General features: G+C 54.4%; 15 protein-coding genes. 5 read left to right on the top strand and 10 right to left on the bottom strand.

The window, feature by feature from the left end; translation table 11 throughout:
- Positions 1-149 precede the first annotated feature (149 nt).
- From Pla144_RS23005 to Pla144_RS22965, 9 genes are all read right to left on the bottom strand, one after another.
- Complete coding sequence (locus Pla144_RS23005; protein ID WP_146453056.1) at positions 150-2,114, bottom strand: alkaline phosphatase family protein; 1,965 nt, start codon at positions 2,112-2,114, stop codon at positions 150-152.
- A gap of 82 nt (positions 2,115-2,196) precedes the next feature.
- Entirely contained in the window at positions 2,197-3,114 is a 918-nt protein-coding gene (locus Pla144_RS23000) for a PEP-CTERM sorting domain-containing protein (RefSeq protein ID WP_146453055.1), read from the bottom strand.
- 302 nt (positions 3,115-3,416) lie between these two features.
- Positions 3,417-3,926 carry a hypothetical protein gene (locus Pla144_RS22995; RefSeq protein ID WP_146453054.1) on the bottom strand — a complete coding sequence of 170 codons (510 nt, stop codon included), beginning with the start codon at positions 3,924-3,926 and terminating at the stop codon, positions 3,417-3,419.
- A gap of 9 nt (positions 3,927-3,935) precedes the next feature.
- Positions 3,936-4,931 carry a DUF1559 domain-containing protein gene (locus Pla144_RS22990; protein ID WP_146453092.1) on the bottom strand — a complete coding sequence of 332 codons (996 nt, stop codon included), beginning with the start codon at positions 4,929-4,931 and terminating at the stop codon, positions 3,936-3,938.
- A gap of 62 nt (positions 4,932-4,993) precedes the next feature.
- Positions 4,994-6,079, bottom strand: a complete 1,086-nt coding sequence (locus tag Pla144_RS22985) for a Gfo/Idh/MocA family protein (RefSeq protein WP_146453053.1) — start codon at positions 6,077-6,079, stop codon at positions 4,994-4,996.
- 19 nt (positions 6,080-6,098) lie between these two features.
- On the bottom strand, positions 6,099-7,346 hold the full coding sequence (locus Pla144_RS22980) for a hypothetical protein (RefSeq protein WP_197530956.1): 1,248 nt from the start codon (positions 7,344-7,346) through the stop codon (positions 6,099-6,101).
- Positions 7,347-7,597: 251 nt separating this feature from the next.
- The gene (locus Pla144_RS22975; RefSeq protein WP_146453051.1) at positions 7,598-9,589 is read right to left on the bottom strand and encodes an alkaline phosphatase family protein; all 1,992 of its coding nucleotides are present in this window, start codon (positions 9,587-9,589) and stop codon (positions 7,598-7,600) included.
- Positions 9,590-9,703: 114 nt separating this feature from the next.
- The gene (locus Pla144_RS22970) at positions 9,704-10,363 is read right to left on the bottom strand and encodes a PEP-CTERM sorting domain-containing protein (RefSeq protein ID WP_146453050.1); all 660 of its coding nucleotides are present in this window, start codon (positions 10,361-10,363) and stop codon (positions 9,704-9,706) included.
- A 910-nt stretch (positions 10,364-11,273) separates the two neighbouring features.
- Positions 11,274-11,600, bottom strand: coding sequence for a hypothetical protein (locus tag Pla144_RS22965; RefSeq protein ID WP_146453049.1), 327 nt, complete (start codon positions 11,598-11,600; stop codon positions 11,274-11,276).
- Positions 11,601-11,802: 202 nt separating this feature from the next.
- Here Pla144_RS22965 and Pla144_RS22960 point away from each other — a divergent pair, with 202 nt between their 5' ends.
- The 4 genes from Pla144_RS22960 (at position 11,803) to Pla144_RS22945 (ending at position 18,610) form a co-directional block, all read left to right on the top strand.
- Positions 11,803-13,509, top strand: a complete 1,707-nt coding sequence (locus Pla144_RS22960; RefSeq protein WP_146453048.1) for a hypothetical protein — start codon at positions 11,803-11,805, stop codon at positions 13,507-13,509.
- Positions 13,510-13,513: 4 nt separating this feature from the next.
- Positions 13,514-16,039, top strand: a complete 2,526-nt coding sequence (locus Pla144_RS22955; RefSeq protein WP_146453047.1) for a beta strand repeat-containing protein — start codon at positions 13,514-13,516, stop codon at positions 16,037-16,039.
- A 386-nt stretch (positions 16,040-16,425) separates the two neighbouring features.
- Positions 16,426-17,466, top strand: coding sequence for a tyrosine-type recombinase/integrase (locus Pla144_RS22950; protein ID WP_146453046.1), 1,041 nt, complete (start codon positions 16,426-16,428; stop codon positions 17,464-17,466).
- 199 nt (positions 17,467-17,665) lie between these two features.
- Entirely contained in the window at positions 17,666-18,610 is a 945-nt protein-coding gene (locus Pla144_RS22945) for a DUF1186 domain-containing protein (RefSeq protein ID WP_146453091.1), read from the top strand.
- Between the two features lie 3 nt (positions 18,611-18,613).
- Here Pla144_RS22945 and Pla144_RS22940 read toward each other — a convergent pair whose 3' ends face one another.
- Positions 18,614-19,003, bottom strand: a complete 390-nt coding sequence (locus tag Pla144_RS22940; RefSeq protein ID WP_146453045.1) for a hypothetical protein — start codon at positions 19,001-19,003, stop codon at positions 18,614-18,616.
- Positions 19,004-19,797: 794 nt separating this feature from the next.
- Between Pla144_RS22940 and Pla144_RS22935 the strand changes: the two genes are divergently transcribed.
- A complete protein-coding gene (locus Pla144_RS22935) occupies positions 19,798-20,421 on the top strand; it encodes an ECF-type sigma factor (RefSeq protein ID WP_315851822.1) in 624 nt (207 codons plus the stop codon).
- Positions 20,422-20,517: the final 96 nt, after the last annotated feature.

The raw sequence follows: 20,517 nt of genomic DNA, 5'->3' as shown, positions 1-20,517 counted from the left end.
ACTGATAATGTCAAGCCGTTGATAACTGTTAACTGTAGGGCCAGAGATATGAAATGTCCGCAAACTGGCGGAACGATGTATCCTGTATGCCCCAACAGCAGGCAGCTTCCTTCGTAACCGTAATCGTGTCGATCAGGTCATGAATCCCTTCAGGACAGGTTTGCCAAATCCCGGTGATGTTTGGCCTTGGCCGGGTCCCGGAGTAGATACAAACCGGCAAGGCGACTGTGTGTTTCTTCTAGCTCATAGCCCATGGAGAGACAGGTTTCAAAGGCGGCGATAGCTTCCTCGGCGTGACCGGCGTAGTGCAGCGCCGCGCCAAGGTGGAAGTGGGCTGCAGGAAAGTGATGGATCAATTCCACAGCACTTCTCGCATGTTTCACCGCAGTTTTGAGCTGATCAAGCTCAAGATACACTTGTGCCAGGCCGTCATGGGCTATCGGATTGGTCTTACTTGCAGCCAGGGAATTCTGAAATACTGACTCCGCTTCCTCCCAGGCACTTGCCTGCAAAAACAGGGCGCCAACCCGGTTCAGAAAGTGAAGATTTTCCGATGCTTGCTCCGCCAACTCACAGGCGATGCGTAGAGCCTCCCCGGTTTCGCCTTCCTGCAATGCAATTTTTGCCAACATAAACTGAACCTCGGGTAACTGCCGGGCTTCTTCCGGGATATGTGCCAGTGTGTCCTTGCATTCAGGCCAGCAATCGACACGCTGGTAGCACGACGCCAGTTGAATCGCATGGCTGGATTCTCCAGGGTAGTCGGTGACGAGAGAATTCCAATGCTCGATGGCTTGTGGTACGCGATTGCTGTCGGTGAGCGCTATCGCAAGATAAATCCGATTGTTCTTGGACACCCTGGTAGCGATCTGCTGCAAGTCACCACTCGGGGCATAATTATGTCCCATGTCACTCAGGAGTTGTAAAGCGTCGGCATTGTCACGAGGGTTAGAAGCAACATTTTCGATAGGCTGGCCAGCGCTACTCTGTTCCGATTCCCACGTTTTGATGCGTTTGGATGGAACCTGTTCTGCAAATATCTCGTGCCAGGGACGTCCATCCATGTCATTTCCAACGGCCATGCCAAGCATTGTCAGAATTGTCGGTGTTACATCCAAGACCGTCGCACCAGTAAGCTGGGTGCCACGAAGAATTCCCGGCCCTTTTGCACAAGCGATCCCAAAGCCGTACTGGGGTAGGTCGTGTGACTGTGAGGAAACAAAGCCCGATTGATGAATTCCCCGCGGCGAACCGTGGTCACTTACAAGCAGAACCGTTGTATCGGTGCCAGCAAATGACAAAAGTGCTTCTAACATCATATCAAGGAATTGGTAACAACCGACTAGTATGTTCCTGTCGATTGCATCCCCCGGCGGATCAGCATCCGAGTGCTTCTCGAAGAAGGGACCAAAGCACCTGGAAAAGTCTTCGATCGCAGAGTAATAGACTGCCTGAAAGTCCCAGTGTTGCTGGACGATTTGGTGGCAGGCGGCCGCATGTACCGAGGATGTGCGAGCCATTAGGCGAACGAGATCGTGAATTCGCTGGTCATTTTTCCATTCGATCTGTTCGAGTTGGGGAACGAACGGAAGAATCGCATCCATCTGAACGTCTGACGGGCGAACGCACAGCGGGCCAATCTCTTGCTCAAGCGAAGAAGGATGAAACGTCTGTGGAGCAAACGACAATTCTTCATTTGCGTCCCGTAGAGAATTGACAAAGCGATCTGAAACAACGGTGCCGCGAATCGGTTCGGCAGGGTGGCTGGAAGGCCAGCCCACAACTCGGGAGGTCATGCCAACCTGACACAGGATGTTCCAGACTGCTTTGCAGGAACGACTCGTACTTGAAGCCGGTCTGAGACCCGTGTGGTCTGCTGTGGGTTCCACGAGACCACAGATCCCGTGCTTATCCGCTCGCTTGCCTGTGGCGATAGAAGTCCAGAGCATCGGGGACAAGGCTGGCTGAATCGTTGCCAGATTCCCGCTGGCGCCGTCTGCGATCAGTTTGGCTAGCGCCGGCATCAATCCGCCATCAACCAGTGGGCGGAGCATCTGCCAGTCTGCCGCTTCCCATCCGACCAGCAAGACTTTATGCGCAATGCGTCTGCTCACAGAACCGGATTTCCAAGTATTGGGGATGCAATCATTGTCACATTCCCTTGTCTCGGGATTCGAGCGATCCTGGCTCTGGCATTCAAGTGCGTCGGCGTCGCTTCAGGGCAAGGGCCCCCCCGCCGGCCGCCAAGAGTGCCAAAGACGTCGGCTCGGGGACACTACTATTTGCCGCGGTAAGGAGTGGCCCCGTGTAGTTTCTTTGCCAAATGAGGAAGTCTCTGCCGTCACTGTCGCCGTCAAGGTCGCCATCGCTTCCCCCGTTGACACTGTAATCAGTCATCCACTTGCTGAGATCGTTGCCGTCCACATCGCCGTCGTCGTCGAAATCTCCCGGCACGAAAGAACCCACGTCACCTGCCAGGATGGCGGTGTCTGGATCCGTTTCGTAGGCCCAGTCAAAAATGGTGGCCGTCAGAGGAGGTATCGGGGCTCCTGACCCGGGATAATTCACAGGAGATGTTTGCATGCGAACCCACCCGTAGTGCGTCGAACCACCGATGTCCAGCCTGATGCCGGCAAACTGAGGATAGTTCTCTGTGTCGACGGCACCGAAATTCAAGTAATTTGCCGCTACAATCCCATATCCGGTCGAAGTGGTTACTGCTCCAGGACCGATCGAATCTCCCAATTCGAACGAGCGCACATAGTAATTGCTGCCTTTGTCCGTATTCGAAAGCTCTTCCGAATAGCCTACCCCCTGGAACCGAATTGCTGCGGGATCGTACCCGGCAATTTGATAACGGATCCTGAAGTCGTCGGTTCCATTGCTATCCATGTCAATGTAATAGTCACCTGATAGGTTTTGTTGTAAGTCAATCAAAGTGACGGCAATATCGGGATTGACATCTCGGTATATCACCAATGCCTGAGCGGTCTCTCCGTGGGCAAACGCACCCAGCCCTGCCGCAGTCGTGTAACAAGTCAGTCTTTTCGCGAATTGTTTCGTGCTGCTAGACTTCCGCTGACGCTTCGACGTTTTCTCTCTTGCTGATTTCATGTGTCTTCCCAATATCTAAATGGTTGTAACAATCGCAAAGGAAATCGCCGGTCAGGAGGCATGCTACCGGCTAAACATTACCTCTAAGTTCTTCTGATCCCAAATGGCGAAGGAGGATTTGTAGTAAAGGACTGCCGTCGTAGGTTTCATGTATGTATCTTAATGAAGTTTGAGCAATATACAACTCTTTTCCTTGGTTTGAGGCGTTACAGCTGCTAACAGTCCCCGGGTGTCCCGGAAGGAGCTGACAGATTCCCAAGCTCAAGCCGCCTCTGTCTTACCGGGGACGCTGTTGATACTAGTCACAGTTTTCCGCTTCCCATGTTGACCATCTCCATAAAAGGTTTGCCGCCATCCCAGGTCAAGTGAATTTCTAGGGAGTCAGTCGGCTCGGAGATTTCCACCTCCAGTCCAGAAGTGAGAAAACTCGCGTACTTCTTGGGGGCGCACCAGCGTACCGCAGTCTGGCTGAGAATCTCGTTCGAAACGATTTCAACGCGATGCTTTCCTGGAATAGCCCCATCCCCAACTTCAAAGCAGGTAAGTTTATAGTGTCCCTCTTCGTCTATCGTCCCCATCGAGGGCCGCGCCCCGTCGGGAACAAACTTGATATTGCCTCCCGCAAGAGGCTTGTCGTCAATCAACACCTGTCCGGAGACGACAACGCGTTGGGGTCGTCCGTCGCTGCAACCCACGACCGTCCAGCCGAGAAGTAGAGCCAGTGCGAGCGAGAGCTTGTGGTGGAATCGGTGTCTCTCGTGCCAAATTCCTATCTGTGTCTTCGGAGGTTGATCGGAGTTGCAGCTGCACATGGGATACCGCTATGAGTTACTGGTGAGGACTTCTTCCCCCGCGCGAGTCGAAAGAGCTCGATACAGCTCCAGGTCGATATTCTCGCTCATGAAATCGGTGTGTCCGTCGCCGAAGACGAAGTTCCCTCCGCCAGGATGATTGCTAATAAAAGCACCGTTGGCCAGCGGGGTATAGGTGGTCTTCATGGCCCTGGTCGTGCCAAGTCCCGGCGGAGTGTTCAGTGGGTTCTCCGTGTTCCGCAATGAGGAGACATGGCGAAGGCCCTGACTCCATATGTTGTAGGTGTCATACTCGCGGAGGTGCCCGTTGGTTGTCTCCCCTGCAATGAAAGTCTTGCTCAAGCCGTCGACAACTTCTCGAAGAGCAAAAGTCCGCTTGTACATGAAGAGTCCATTATTCTCGATCTTTGCCTGCGGGAGGATCCCATAAGCAGGTCCGTTGGAGCCCATGCAGAGTGCGTAACTTCCGGTTCCCAGCCCTTCGATGTCTTGGTATTCGACTCCTTCGATTTGGGGTTCCGCTAGGTCGCTGGGACACACGTAAACTGGGGGGCGAGTTCGGAGGAATTCGAGGCCAGCCAAATTTCTTTTCCAGTTTTCCGTACCGGAACCAACCATTAGAATGCCTTCACCCTGTAAATCGAATAACCGAGAGCCGGCCTGTAACTCGATATAGGGCAGGATCACAGCAAAGCCACTCAGTTCACTTTGGTTTGGTTCAGCAGACTCGGCAGGGCAATAGGGCTCCGGACGGTAACCGACATCGCAACCGAGTCGGCCGGGGGGGATATGACCATTAGTGGATTCATAAGTGAGGACTGCCAGGCCGATTTGCCTCAAGTTGTTGGTGCACTGGGAACGGCGAGCCGCTTCGCGAGCCGCTTGAATAGCGGGCAGAAGTAAGGCTACAAGAACCCCAATAATTGCTATCACGACCAAGAGTTCTACCAACGTAAACGCCCGCTCAGGAACGCGACCGAAAAGCTTCGTGTGCTGTGCTTTCATATGACGACCTTATTATCGATTGTTGGAAGTATATATCATCGATTTTGCAAATCCGGCATGCCCTAGTTTCCGCTCTGTTGGGGCCGCTTTCTGTGGGCAACTTCCTCGCGAGCCTTCTGCAGTACACTCTCGAGCGTAACTGGTAGTCCGTTGAGACGCTTGCTTTCATCGGCCGCCTCCATAAAAGCGAATATCTCGAGGGTTTCTTCCGCAGCAACCGGAGGTTGTTGGGTTTGGAAAAACGTCGCGATCTCTAGCACTAAAGGCTCGTACCCGTCGAATCCCACAAAATGCTCCACACGCTTGCTTCCGTAGAGTGTTGCCCCGTAGGCATGCGGTCCGGTGCGAGTACCGCGAAAGGTGCCGATTCGGCCGTCCTTCCAAACACCGACGACCAGTTCTGTCCCATCGCTTTGAACACGAATCACACTCTCGCAACCGGTTCCCATGATTGCAATGAGCGTCTCCACGCCGTGGACACCATACCAGAATAAGTCGGCGTGATGGGGCTCCAACTCGCACGGACTGTAAGCCGCGCACCCTAGTATGTCTCCCACGTTGCCCTTCGCACGTGCATTCAGCACGGCGGGGCCATAACGCAAGGCCGATGCGGAGAAACAAGGAGTACCGGATTCTTCCGCCACTTGCAGAATCTCCACCACATCGGCGAGGGACGCCGCGAGCGGCTTGTCGATGAAAACCGGTTTCTTGGATGCGAAGACCTTCCGAGCCTGGCCTAGATGTGGCCGGCCGTCAACGCTTTCGAGCAGCACAGCGTCAACGCGGTCCAGGAGCTCATCGATCGAGTCGACCACCTCGATTCCCATTCCCTTGAGTTGCTTAACGTAATTGTCCACATTGTCGCGACTCTCAGGAAGATCGTTGCTTCCCCCAGGATAAGCTACCGTCACGCGCACGCTCGCGAGCGGGCCGGATGCTTCGACGGCATTCAGAATCTTTGCAAACTCAGGCGCATGGGACGTGTCACACCCGATAATGCCCAATCGAATATTGTCAATGCCTTGGGCAAAACAAAGATTGGAGAATAGGGCTGTTGTGAACAAGGTCACCAGCCAGAGGACCAAGGGTACGAGTAAAAGCCCGTCTCTGCTTCTCCGGATTTGCAGAAGGGCTGAGGTGGAATTCATCAGTCACGTACTCCGGAGGTCAGGCTCGGGCCGTGCGGAAGAGCAGTCTGCCGCGAAGCACAAATTCACTTACCAGCAGCGCAAATGGTAGTAAGGTACAACACGGTTCTGGTACCACGAGCACTCCAGCAGCAAGATTCTGGCCGTACTGCTGTTGCCACACAACCAAATCGGAGATGTTGACGGAACCACTGCCATTGGCATCTCCCTGGCTGAGCGATCCTCCACTGGCAATTCCGACTCCTTGCTGCCAGATGAGAAAATCCCTACCGTCCACATCGCCATCCTCATCAAAATCCGCAGAGAAGACGGGGGCGGGAGCCTCATCGTAGTAATCAATCAAGGGCTGAAAATCGATTCCAGAGATCTGCGCTGCATAAGTCGACTCGATTTCCTCCGCCAGAGACATCATGGCGTCGAAATCCTCGAAAGTGTTGCCGGGACCGATCTCCGCAACATTAAGAGCTACTCGCACGTCGGCGTTGAAATTGGCGACCTCCCAGGCGACACCCGATTGGATACTCGCCAACGTGCTTCGTTCATAGGCCATCATGGAGATTCCATCCAAGGAGGTGGCAATGTCGTCGAACCATTGATTTCGCTCTCCTCGGGTCCAGTCAATGCTCGTTGTGCTATCGTACCAGACCGGGAGATCCGCATAGATCTTCACTTCCGGGTATCCACTGCTATCCAGAAGTGTCCGGACCGAAGCATACGTATCACGCAATAGATACAGTAGATTTCGTTTGTCGGTCGCTGTTCCATTCTTCCAGGCATTCGAACCATGAGGCTCGATGTCGAGATGCACTCCGTCAAACTTTTCGCGCGGATCCGTGCGCGTGTTGTTGAAGTTGATCAGCGACGTCTGAACGAGATTCGAGACACTCACCGGGCTGTAGGAAATGAGGCCGAACAGCACTTGAGAATCAATGCCCACGTCGTCCAGGTCGGCATTCCAACGAGCCATCGTGGCTGGATCGTTCGAGGGTACACTTCCAACGCTAGTGTAGATTCGATCAAAGCCCCATGCCCCAAAGTTAGCGATCAACTCGCTCTCTTTGGCAGGATTACCGAGCACATTGGCTGCACCGTACGGATGGGCAGGACTACTCCACATCCAGGCCGATCGCTGATTCTGCGCAGCTAGAGGAGTGCAGAGCCCCACAATGGATGAGAACCAAACCAATAAAACGCGGGCTTGAATTAAGCAAACGCAAAATTTATGCACGGACGGTCGACGGTCATCGAAAGTGATCTCGGTCGCCATGTAGTTTCACTCATCTTTTTTGAGAACTGGCTATGCTCATAAGCACCCAATCCAACAACTGGTTTTACTCGATACCGATTGTTATGGAGTAAATTCTCCAGGACTGCGCGCGGAATCAATTATAATGCAACTAGTAAGCGATGCTAACAAACTTTGTGATCAAAAGCAATTGATGAGTATGCCGAAACTCACATCTCCATAACAATCACTGCCTGCTTCGGTTGGTTTTTTCCAACAATTCGTGCAGAGTTTCATCCTGGGTTCTGCAATGCTGCCAAGTTGGCATGTTCGCGCGCCTTGACCGGGTCCCGCTCATTTTGGGCATAGAGTTCGGCTAGCCACTTGTGGGCGATCCGCATCCTCGGCGCCTGGGCCACGCTGGTTTCCAGAGCCTGGATCGCTTCTCTGGCCATACCGCATTCGGCCAGCGCAATACCCAGATTGCAATGAGCGCGGGGGAAATGATGCATCAGTCCGACCGCGCGGAGGGCGTAGTCTACCGCCTCGGTAAACTCCTGACGCTCGATGGCGACGCTCGCAAGCCCGTTCAGCGCAACCGGAGCTTCGTCATCGGCATCGAGTGCTTTTTGAAACTCGTGCTGGGCATCACTCCACTTAGAAAGCTGGAGGTATGCCTGCCCCAATGCGCAGGGTAGGGATTTCAAGTCCGGAGAGAGTTTTCGAGCACGTTCCAACCAGTCCAACGCCTCCTGCGGTTTTCGGAGATGCAGATTCAAGTGGGCGAGCATCATCAGCGGGCCCGTTTCTTCCGGCGTTTCCTTAACCAATTTGTTGAGAATCTCATCGCACTGCTGAAGTCGTCCTAATTGCATGTAGCAGCGGGCCAACTCCAACTGATACGCAACATGGTCTGCAGAATCGGTGGTGGAGTCGCTGATGAGTTCTTGCCACAGTGGAATAGCCTTTTCGATGCGTTGACTATCGGAAAGCGCTGATGCCAGATTCCTTTTCAAATCAATGGTGGTGTTCCGGATGGTTTCTTGGACGTCCCCGGTGGGGGCATCAATGTATCCCAAATACACGAGTTGCTGAATTGCTGCGGCTGCTGCCACAGGATCCTCCCGGCGATCTTCACTGTGCATGCCGCTTTCACCGTCCACCTCGTCCCAACTTGGAATGCGTGATGGACAGACTTCCTGGTCAAAGATTTCCAACCACGGGCGGCCGTCCATATCCTCACCTATGGACTGCCCGAGCAGCGTCAGTATCGTCGGCGTCACATCCAAGAGGCTAGCGCCATAAATGGTTTCATTTTGTTTGATTCCCGGCCCACAGGCGCACACCACGCCGTACGGTCGATGCCAACTAACGGGGTCTTTGAAGCCGTCGGTGTCTTGCCGACCGCTGCCGCTATGAAACCCGTGATCGCTGACGAGAATGACCGTTGTATCTTTTCCGGCGTAGGACAGCAAAGATTCCAGCATCATATCGTGGAATCGATAACAACCGATCATTACCTCTTTGTAAATCTCGGCGTCGCTTTCGGAGATGCCTTCCATGGCAGGGGGATGGTAAGGCATGAAATGGTGGCCAAACTGGTCTATGGCGTCGTAGTACACCGCCATGAAGTCCCAAGGTTCTTTGACCATCAGCGCACAGGATGCCGCGTGGATACTGGACGTACGGGCGAGAAGTGAAGCGAGTCTGCCCAGACGATTGTCCTTGGTCGTGTCGATTTCCGCAGCACGGGGAACGAATGGCAGTATGGCTTGGGCGTCAAGATCCTCTGGATTGACCTTCAAGTTGACTAGCGGCTTCAAAAGACGTTCAGGATGACAGACGCCTTGCGGAAGAGAACGGGAAGGCTCTCCCTTTACCGGTGAAACAAAGTAGTCGGTGACTACGGTCCCGCGGATCGGCTCCGCCGGGTGGCTCGCAAACCATCCTACGACATTGCTTGTCAACTGGTTCTGAGAAAGGATGTTCCAAATTGCCTTGGTATTACGACTGGTGCTAGTAACCGGACGGATTCCGCTGCCGTCCGGCATGGGCTCGGCGAACCCGCAGATTCCATGCTTATCGGCTCGCTTGCCGGTCGCAATAGAGTTCCACAACATGGGAGATAGGATGGGGCGAATGGTCGCCAGTTTACCACTAGTGCCTTCTGCGATCAGTCTGGCGAGGGTCGGCATATAGCCCTGGTCGAGGAGAGGGCGGATCATGACCCAGTCAGCTGCATCCCATCCAACAAGCAGCACCTTCTTCGCCAGTGGTTTCGTCATTCACCTTACTCAACTGACCTTTTATTAGCCTACCAACAAAAAAGTACGAGGCCAGGATGATACGTCCTGACCTCGTATATTGTTGTCTTCACAGACTCACCGTACCTATGCGATTCAGGCTGAGCGTCGACGCAGCGCCAAGGCTCCAGCGCCAGCAGCCAGTAACGCCAGCGAGGTGGGCTCGGGGATCGCCCCTGCTGCAATCGCGGTGTCCGGCGTAGTCTCATAGGCCCAATCGAAGATCGTACCCGTCAGGGTAGTTTCTCCGCCAACCTTTTCTGTCTTGATCCGAACCCAGCCATAGTGCGAACTGCCACCAATATCCAGAAGGATTCCCGCGTACTGGGGATCAGTTGGGTTTCCAAAATTCGTCGCGTTCGACGAGGCAATGCCAAATCCGTTTGAAGTGGTTACCGCGCCCGGTCCGATCGAATCTCCTGACTCAAACGAGCGCAAGTAGTAAGCACTGCCTTTACTCGTATTCGTGAGTTCATCAGAATCGCCATATCCCTGAAACCGAATACCGGCTGGCGCATAACCCGGCTGGAACCGAAATCTAAAGTCCGGGACCGTGTCTCCGTCCATATCGTAGTAGCCACCGGTGGGGTTAGTCGCATTCACCACAATGTCCGGGACATCGGCATAGACGACTGTTGCTTCGGCGGTTTCACCACAAGCAAACGCCCCGAGACCTGCCGCCGCCGAATAAGCAGTCAGCCTTTTGGTGACAGCCTGCATGCAGAGCTTGTTAGATACTTTGTTGTTCTTTTTCACGAGACGCTCCTTAAGGATTGAGAATAGGATTGTTGTCTAGCGCTCTTGATGATCCGGTAATCCACCGACCCTACAATGCCTTGGACATCCATCGAAGCCCAGCTGTAATGACCGTTTGCTGCACTTATGGTCTTAGATCATCTTAATGAAGAAAGTAAGGAATGCAACGAGATTCCGGTCTTTTTGACCAAGTTGCCCGATTCCGACGACCTCGAGGTGATCGTGCTCCCACCACCAATCGAGCTAAGACACTCACACTAAAGCAGTTAGATTATTAAACTACTCCTTTAACCCATGTCCTTTGTTTGGCAGATATTGGCAATAAAGGCCAATCGACATTGTGGTCGACAGCACGGGCATGCATGTTTATGGCGAAGGCGAATGGAAGACACGCACTTACGGCAAGCCGAAGCGTTGAAGCTGCCGCAAGTGATGCTTCTAACTTGAATGCCCCTGACATCCAACGATCTCTTCCTAGACCCTAAATACATTAGGGCTCTAGAAATCAAGGCGCTTATGCAGCGTGCTACCGCGGGACAGGAGTTCGCGCGAGGGGGCATGTGGGCATTATGCGGAAGGGTAAAGCGTTGGCACATCTGGTTTGCTGGCGTGGTGAGGTCATTCTGAGAGAGTTCTGTTTGCGTCCGTTTCTAGCAACCTCTGCAATTAGCGTTGACGTCTCTTGTGCGGGTTACAGCATCCGGGTTGCGTGCAGAAAACACGCCCAGATTAGGAACAAATGGCGTGATTGAAGCGGGGTTCGCTAGCCAGGGCTTGGTTGTTGTCGATTCGGTAGCGCAACTACGGAGGTTGCCACCACCTCCATCAGTTTGAGGAGAGGTTAAGCCGCAGCGGATGGTCCACCCGCTGGCCCGTACCGCCATTCGCTTTCTGAGCATCAGCCACTCGCCTATTCCAACAATCGCGCCCAACGTAGGCATGGCCAGCGGCGGGCAGAAGTGCCCGTATAAAATGATGAGGGCCCCCACATGTTTTCTACGACTTGATCTAGGAGCCAATCGCCAAATAACGTGCCGAGTACTGTCCAAACGACCGCCTCGCCGGCGATTACAACGGCAACGGCATTGTTGATGCCGCTGACTACACCGTGTGGCTTGCGGCACTTGGCGGCACCGAATTGCTGAACGATCCGACGCCTGGCACTGTTGATGACAGCGACTACGACTACTGGAAAGCGAACTTCGGTTCCTCGCTGGCAAGCTCGACAATCGAGCAATCAACCGTCCCTGAGCCTGGGACCGTCTCGCTGTTGCCGATGTCGGTAATTGCACTATCTATTCGCACTTTTTGCACTCTGCAACGACCGTTGTTATAATCTCAGGCGCCTTTAATAGTATTTCAATCGAGCTGTGATGTTTGCGTTGTCGAACTTTCGCCACGTGACAGCTTGGTTAGATGTGTGATGTGGGGGACAAATAATGTCTTGTTGTCGGTTTGCCTGCCTGCAGTTGTCATTTCTTCTGTTTCTATCGACTAATTGTGCGGTTGCACAAGTCTGGGATGCCAACGGCGCGTCGCCGCCGGACGGAGACTTTGGCGTGGCCAACAATTGGAATCCCAACCAAGTTCCAACGTCGGGCGACACCGCCACGTTCAACCTTGCCGAAACTTATCAAGTTGAGTTCACAGCGAATGATGGGAGGAGTGGCCAATTGAATGTCTTCGCTGGTGACGTGACTTTTGTCAGCGACAACGACACACCGTGGAGCTATACGATCACCGGCAGGAATCAAGACGTCGATGTATCGGACGCGAGTCTTACACTCGGCGCTTTCAAAGCACCACTCAATTTGCTCGTCTTTGATGATGTGAGAGTGGTGCAGAATGGCGTGTTGAACGTGGAGTTTGGCAGTCTCTTGGACGTGGCTGGCAATGTTGGGATCGGCGGAAATAGCGGCACGTTAAGCAAACTGACCGTCGACGGAGCTGGTACAAGTATTAACTTTGCGGAGAGAGTCAACCTGGGCGCTTCTGGCGCAACCGGTACTCTGACATTTCAGAATAGTACCACAGGCAATGTGATCGCTGGTGTATTGAACATTGCAAGTTCGCTCGCCAACAATGTTACTGGGAATGTGGAGATTCTCTCCGGTTCGGAATTGCAGACGTCAAGCATCGAAGTGGCGGCGCCCGTATTAATTGGAGGCTCGAACCTGATCGGTGATCTTCTAGTTGATGGTCCTGGATCGGCGCTAACGATGACTGGTGCCTCGACACTTAAGATTGGCAAAGCCGGCGCCAATCACTTGGCGACCGTCACCGTGTCCGATAGAGCCGAGTTCAATTCGGGCACAGGTGCGATCACGATCGGCGATATGAGCACGCTCGACATTCAGGGCGGCACGTTTAATGCCAATGGACCACTCTCGATGTCCGCCGGCAGCACGCTTACGTTCAACGGCGATCAACTCAACGCGGCCGCAGGGCTTGATAATTCTGCCGCTGGCACGCTCAATCACTTCGATGGCACACTGACAGTGACTGGCGGAATGTTTCTACCTAACGCGGGCGGTCCAACCGACAGTTATGTGATTGAGGGCCCCAGTGCCAGCGAGATGCCACACCTGGTTATCGGTGCCGGCGCGAGCGCTCCGATTGGCGACGATCTCATTATTGGTGACTTCTTGACCCAAGGTGAGCTGACCATTGAGGCCGGGGGAAGCGTAACCAATGTCACCGGTCTCCTCGGTGATAGCTCAGGCTCCTACGGTACAGCGATGGTGACCGGCAATGGTTCGACCTGGACAAATTCGAATGGCATAGTTGTTGGCAGTGGCGGCCAAGGCACCTTGAACGTAGAGGCGGGAGGAGACGTGATTTCCAACGGCTCCAGTCTTATCGGTAACTCCCCAAGCTCAATTGGCATGGCGACAGTGACTGGCGACGGCTCAACATGGAACACTTCGATTGATTTGCGTGTTGGCCATAATGGTCAAGGTACGCTCAACGTTGAAGAAGAGGGACAGGTTTCCAACGTTGCGGGAATAATCGGCAACCTGACAGGTTCCATCGGAATGGTGAATGTGACTGGCGATGGTTCGACATGGACCAATTCGGGAAACTTAACTGTTGGCAATATTGGCAACGGCACACTAAACGTAGAGGCGGGGGGGGGACGTTTCTAGCAACTTGAGCTTTATTGGCAGCGTAGCAGGTTCCGTCGGCATGGTGACGGTGAATGGCGACGGTTCGACCTGGACCAGCTCGGGCATTTTGTATGTGGGCCACGAAGGCGAAGGCACGCTGAATGTCGAGGCGGGTGGGCAAGTTACCAGCCACTTCGAGGGAATTGTGGGCAATCTATCTGACAGCGTCGGCACCGTAACCGTCTCAGGAACCGACGAGGCGGATAATCCTTCGACCTGGACCAATTCGAGTGACTTAATCGTCGGCAAGGCTGGTCAAGGGACCTTGAACGTGGAAGATGGCGGGCTGGTTTCCAACGTCTTTGGATTTATCGGTTTTGACCAGGATTCCATGGGCACCGTAACGGTGACTGGTGAAGGTTCGACTTGGACGACCTCGAATTTCATTTCGGTTGGCGTCGTGGGTCACGCTACGCTGAACATTGAAGCAGGGGGACAGGTCTCCAATGACACTGGGTCAATCGGAGGGGATCCCGGCTCCACGGGAATAGCGACAGTGACAGGGGAAGGTTCGACCTGGACCAACACAAGCAACTTGTATGTCGGAAATTCTGGCGAAGGCACGTTGAACATCGAAGCGGGGGGACAGGTTTCTAGTACTACAGGAGTCATAGGAAACTCTTCGACTGGATTGGGGGGCGTGACCGTCCGAGGTACCGATGGCTCTGGCACTCCATCCCGCTGGACGGTTGGCGGCGGCTTGACTGTTGGTAACGCTGGTTCGGGAGGTTTATTCGTTCGAGATGGAGCGGAAGTTCAGAGCGGCGAAACTCATGTCGGTGTGAGCGGGAATGGCAATGTTTTGATAAACGACGCGAATTGGACCATCGCTACGAACTTGTACGTTGGTGACTTTGGTGTGGGTAGTGTGAATGTTCAAAATGGTGGCCAACTCTCCAGCGAGTTTGGCTTCATTGCCGACGGAGCCAGTCCCATTTCTACAGTAACGGTCGCACAGGCAAATGAATCGGGAACTCCTGCCACGTTCACAACCTCTCAAGACCTCGTGGTCGGCGGCAACAATACGACTGCGGGAGGAAACGGCCGGCTGAACGTCGGACTAGGCGGAGTCGTTAACGTGGGCAACCGTTTACGCTTGTGGGATAGCGGCACCGTGAATCTCAACGGGGGCACGATCAATCTGGCGGAGCTTGATTCTGTGTTCGTCAATGTTTTCGGGACATTCAACTTCTCGCACGGAAAACTCAACTTCACAACCGATCAAACAATCGACACCGGTGGCACCCTCGAAACGGCGCTTGGCGGTTCGCTGACTATCGGCTTTGCCCAGCATTTGGGAGTCGAAGGCGTAGCCACTATCTTGAAACCAGTTGCGATCGACGGCGGTACCCTGTCGGTCGGCGAAGTGGTCAATCCCCAACTCATCGACCTGCAGCGAGGCACCCTCAACATTAACAACCAACCGGTGGCCATTGAGCCAGGCGGCCCGTTTGGCAATACGTTGAATCTGCAGGAAGAAACGACGATCAATGCTGCACTGGGGGTCACAAATCATGGCGTTGTCAAAGGGAACGGTACTCTTGGTGGCCCATTCACAAATGCTGCCGACGGTGAAGTTCAGGGATTGGCTGGTAACAACCTACAATTCACTGGCAGTGGCAACTCCAATAGCGGCCAACTCACACTCTCCGGAGGTCAGGTCCATTTCACGCAAGACTTCACCAACAATGCCACCGGTCTGGTCATCGGAAATGGCACACTCCGCGGCGATGGTGAGACCAGCAACGATGGCAACATGGCATTCAGCGCCACGGCAAATGTCATTGGCGATGTTGTGAACAACGCGTCCGGCACAATTATCTCAGCTGGTGGAGCTACCACGTTCTATGACGATGTGGTGAACAATGGCGAAATTCGTACTTACACCAACAGCTTTACCGTCTACTTTGGCTCGTACAGCGGCAGTGGCGATACCGGCTCTGGCACCGTCATTATGGAAGGCGACCTCAAACCGGGAAGTAGCCCTGGCATCATGTCGTTCGGCGGAGATTTGGAATTTGGCCCGGCAGCGACCTTGGAAATCGAACTTGGCGGCCTGCTTGCTGGGGATGACTTCGACCATATCACGGTTGCCGATGACATCACACTTAATGGACTCCTCGACGTTTCTATAATCAACGGCTTCACGCACTCTGCCGGTGACACGTTTGAGATCATCACTGCCGCGAGTGTGCTGGATACCTTCGACACTGTGAGTCTGCCGCCCCTGCCAGGGGACCTGCACTGGTTTGTTAACTACGGCGCCACGTCCGTCGAATTGGTGACAACATTTGCCGGCGACTTTGATTTCGATGGCGATGTCGATGGCCGCGACTTTTTAGTTTGGCAGCAAAGCCCAGCAGTCGGCAGCCTGACCGATTGGCAAAGCAACTACGGAGCTACGACTGGCACACTGGGCGCCACTTCGGCGGCAGTTCCTGAGCCGTCGTCACTCCTGCTCATGGCCCTCCTTCTGGTGACATTGTCTCTACGCAGAAAGGCTGCGTAGCAATTGGTTTGGCCTCGGGATCTGATACACCCGCGAGCTTCAAAAACGTCTAGGAGTTTCTTGGACTATTATTCGACCGATTGCACGCGGCGGCGTAGTGGCCCGCTCGAAGAAATGCCACCTTGCTATATTCCGAAAGTCGAGACACCGATCGCAATTCGAAATCATCCTAACTGGCGGCGGATGCATCAGTTTCAGTAAATTGGGCAGATTGCCAACTCGCACACTTGGCCATTTTCTCGATTAAAATGGGGTCATCTGTGCAGCTAGCGTAAGTTGCCTGACCTCATCACAGAGCGACAGGAGGTTCAGCAGGAGGCCAATTATGGCCATCGGCTGGTGGAACCTGGGACGGATGCAAGTGCCGACGGCCTGGAGCCGTCACCATGTCCATCAGCTTTGAATCCGTCGCCGCCAAGTATCTCACCTCCAAGAAGCTCTCCTCAGGCACCTGCAAGGAGTATCGGGGCACAGTCACCAAGTGGACCGCCTGGGGCAAAGGAGTCGACGTCGATGAGATTGGCAGGGTTCATCTCCGAGACTTCCTCGACTGGGTCCACGAGAAGGCCGCGGCAGACGGCGGATCGAACGCCGGACGCACGGCGAACAAGTCGCGCGAGAACATGAGGGCGATCCTGTCGTGGGCCTGGGAGCAGGATTTTCTGGAGAAGCTTCCGCGGTTTCCAATGCCGAAACCGCAGCGTGACGTCGCCGGAAGGCACTACCTCACGAAGGCGGACTTGAATGCGCTCTACTTCGCCACATACGAACTGGAACGCCCAAGAGGATGGAAGCAGTCGCTAACGGTCGGCCACTACTGGAGAGCGGCCTTGGTCGTGTTCTTCAACTACGGCGTCGACACCGGGACGGTCTTCCATACCGCCGCGTTCCATGAGCCCATCCTGTGGCGGCACATCTTCTGGCGACCCGAACCGCCGAACGGTCAAGGAAAAGAGTCTCGCTACGGCTGGCTGTACTACCGTCGGGTGAAGACGAAAAAGCAGTTCTATCGACCGATGAACCGGGTCGTGAAGGTGCACCTCAAGAGCCTCCAGTCCGAAGGAGTCGAACTGGACGAGCCGGTGTTCGATTGCGGCACTTCGCGCCCGAACGCGCAATTCCAACGGCTCTGCGCCTTGGCCGGGGTCAAGCCGAAGCAGGATGTGGAAACGGGCGAGGAGAAGCTTTGGGTTTTAAAAGATCTTCGAAAAACCTGCGCGACCTACTACGATGAGCACATGCCTGAGTCTTCCATCGAGATCCTCGGGCACTCGGTAGGCGGAGTAACCTACCGGCACTATGCCCACCGTGATCCGCTGGCGTTCAAAGCGATCATGTCGCTGCCCCAACCGACGGCGTTTACCGCGCTAGTGCATGGGTTCGATGGCGAGTGCCCGTGCTGCCGGCGGAGGTTCCACCAAGCTTAGAATCCAGCCAAAGCGACGCCTCCCGTACTAGCTGCGGAGGCGTTGCCGGCGGTTCCCTCGAAAGATCGGTGTTGAGATTGGCGGCTCGGCGAGGTTCTGCCATATTCTGGTAAGCGCTACGACTCGTGCCAGCTCCGAAAAAGATCCGCATTTGAGTCGGGAACTTCCCAAGAAATCCAAGACCCTCGGAGGTCACACCATGACTCTGCGTGTGGAAGATTCAAGTCAAGCCATTGATCGCGTTATTCAGCAGTTGGATGCGGGAACAAAGGGACTACCTGAGGAAGCCATCCTTCAGGCCAGGATGAACCGCGACGCCATCATCCCACGACTCATCGAAGCGATTCAGACTGCTGCAGAAAGGGCTGAGTCGGGCAATCTCCCAGAAGGAAATGCGCACTTTTTTGCCTTGTTTCTGTTGACCGAATTTCATGCCAAGGAAGCACTTCCGGCAATTATCGGAGCCCTGTCTCTGCCGGGCGAACTCCCCTTCGATCTCTTTGGTGATGCTGTCACGGAAAGCCTGCCTCGAGTCCTCGCGGATCTCGCTAGCGACGATCCGGAGGCAATCGCTGACCTGATTCGGAATCAGGCCGTGAACGAATATGTGCGGGGAGCAGCCGCCTGCACGTACCTGCATTTTGTTCGTGACGGCCGACTAACTCGCGATGAGGCTATCGACCGCCTGCGGCGCTACCTGCGCGAGGCAATCGACAACAAAGACGTCGAGATCATCTACGGCCTCGTCGATGCGCTGGCCGACTACTCGCCGCAAGAAGTATTTGACGATATTGAGAACGCCTTTGAACTCGGTCTCGTCGATGACGAAATTGTTGATCTCGAAGACGTAAGGCGGAGCATTTCTGAAGGTGAATCAGGATTTCTCAAAGCGCTCTCGTACTGTGGGCCGACCGGGATTCATGACACTGTAGAAGAGCTAAAAGGCTGGTCTGCTTTTTCGGATGAAGTCGCCTCTGAGTCAGAAACAGAGATTTTCGAAGACGAATGGCTTCGCGAACCGCCCCTCATTGCTCAGGAGCCGGAGCACACCACCTTCCACAATGATGGGAATCGGATTGGACGCAACGCTCCATGCCCTTGCGGGAGCGGTCGAAAGTACAAGAAGTGTTGCGGCCGACGTTAGCCGTCATTTCTCAAGGTTCTCGCGACCCTCTTCGTCGGAAATCCCTGCTTCGGCGTCGAGCTTGGCGAGACTGGCGGCAAACTCGCGTATGCCATTCCGAACCTCGTCACTAGCGTCGACGAGGTCTTCGTCCGTGAGAACACGGTCGCAATAGGCGCGACAAACCCCCAACCACGGGTGTGAGTCGGCATAGTGGCGATAGAGATCACGCGACGCTCCCTCGTGGAAGATGTGAATGCTATCGTTGACCTCGAACGGCGACAAAGAGCCGTTCTCCATTTCCTCAATCGCCGCGGCGATCTTAAGTAGCTCTTGCCGAAGCTCACGCTCCCACGCGATACCCGCCAGTTGCCGGACCTTTCTCTTATCCGCTTTCGTCAAGTCGCCGCTCACCCGCTAATCCTCACGCACATGTGCGATGCGTTCACCCCCGTACAATAAGATCATGATCTTCAAGTGTCCACTCTCTGCCAAGACATCTTGGGAATCAGAATCTGATTTTCTGCCTATGCTAGAGCGTGGACCGAGAAAATAATGTGGCAAGTCGAGATTTCCGTAAATGCTGGCGGTGCCCTCTCTGACCAGACATCTCAGCAACTTCGCGGCGGGCGCAACTCCAGTCGGATGGTCCACCCGACAGGAGTTCGGAGGATTCGGAACTTACAGCGGTCGAGACACCTCGGCAGTTAGTGTTGGTCGGTCCCAGGTGTTATGCTAGGGAATGGCAAAAACGAACGAGACTCCGTTGGGAAACGTGGCCGGCAGACCACCTAGAGCTGACGCAGCAACTAAAGTGTATGGCACTTATGATTTCCATCCAGATCTTTGCAATAATGGTCTTTGGCGTCCGAAGATTCGACGGTAAATCGACTTGCGTCAACTGGTGCCAATAGACCAACAGTTTCTCGGAATGAGACGCTTGGGTGGTTCGGCCCGGTCGGAAGAACTCTTAACGGTCCTTCTTCGCATTCTTCGTCGAGAAAAATCCAAGCATTTTGCCAGTGATTGACTGGCAAAACAGGCGTTGACATACTGTATTGAGCTCAAACCACTCATTTCGCCCGTTGCAGAGCCGTGGTGCCTTGCCGAACCGATTGGCTTGAATCGAGAAGCGTCAATGTCTTGTCGGACATGCTTCCAGGATCAGCTGCCAGTCCTCTTCGCGGACAGATTCTTCGAGTTGAACGGTGGGCTTGTTCCTGGCCGTCGTGGCGACGGATGTTCGGCGATTCGCAGGTATTTGTGTGAGCGACGTTACGCAAATCTTGTCGGCCATCGACCAGGGTGATCCCCAGGCTTCCGCACAGCTCCTGCCCCTAGTCTACGAAGAATTGCGTCGGCTGGCCGCTCAGAGAATGGCCCAGGAAAAGCCGGGGCAAACGCTGCAGGCCACATCGCTAGTGCATGAGGCCTACATTCGGCTAGTCAACCAAAATGAGTGCCAGCACTGGGAAAGTCGGGGACATTTCTTCGCCGCGGCAGCTGAAGCAATGCGCCGGATTCTGATTGACTCGGCCCGCTCAAAGGGCAGGCAAAAGCGCAACGGTGACCGCCTCCGATTCGACATCGATGCCCTTGAGGTAGCCGTCCAGGCTTCTCCGGACCAACTCCTGGCGATTGACGACGCCATGGAAAAACTCGAAAGAGAAGCCCCCGACGTTTTAGAATTGGTGAAGTTGCGCTATTTTGCGGGCCTGAATATCGAGCAGGCCGCTGCTTCTCTCGGGATTTCGCCTGCAACGGCTTACCGACACTGGAATTTCGCCCGCGCTTGGCTGCACACAGAACTCGTCGGGCAAGACAATTCCTAGTCTGCCGAAAATTCTCAACATTTTTTTCCGGCCGATGAGAAAACTCGCCGAAAAAGACGCATTGATTTATAGAGCCGATTAGTCGGCGGAGTACGC

The sequence above is a fragment of the Bythopirellula polymerisocia genome, assembly GCF_007860015.1.
Lineage (GTDB): Bacteria > Planctomycetota > Planctomycetia > Pirellulales > Lacipirellulaceae > Bythopirellula > Bythopirellula polymerisocia.
Note: the sequence above shows the minus strand (reverse complement) of the source record. Positions and strands in the feature narration are given on the sequence as shown.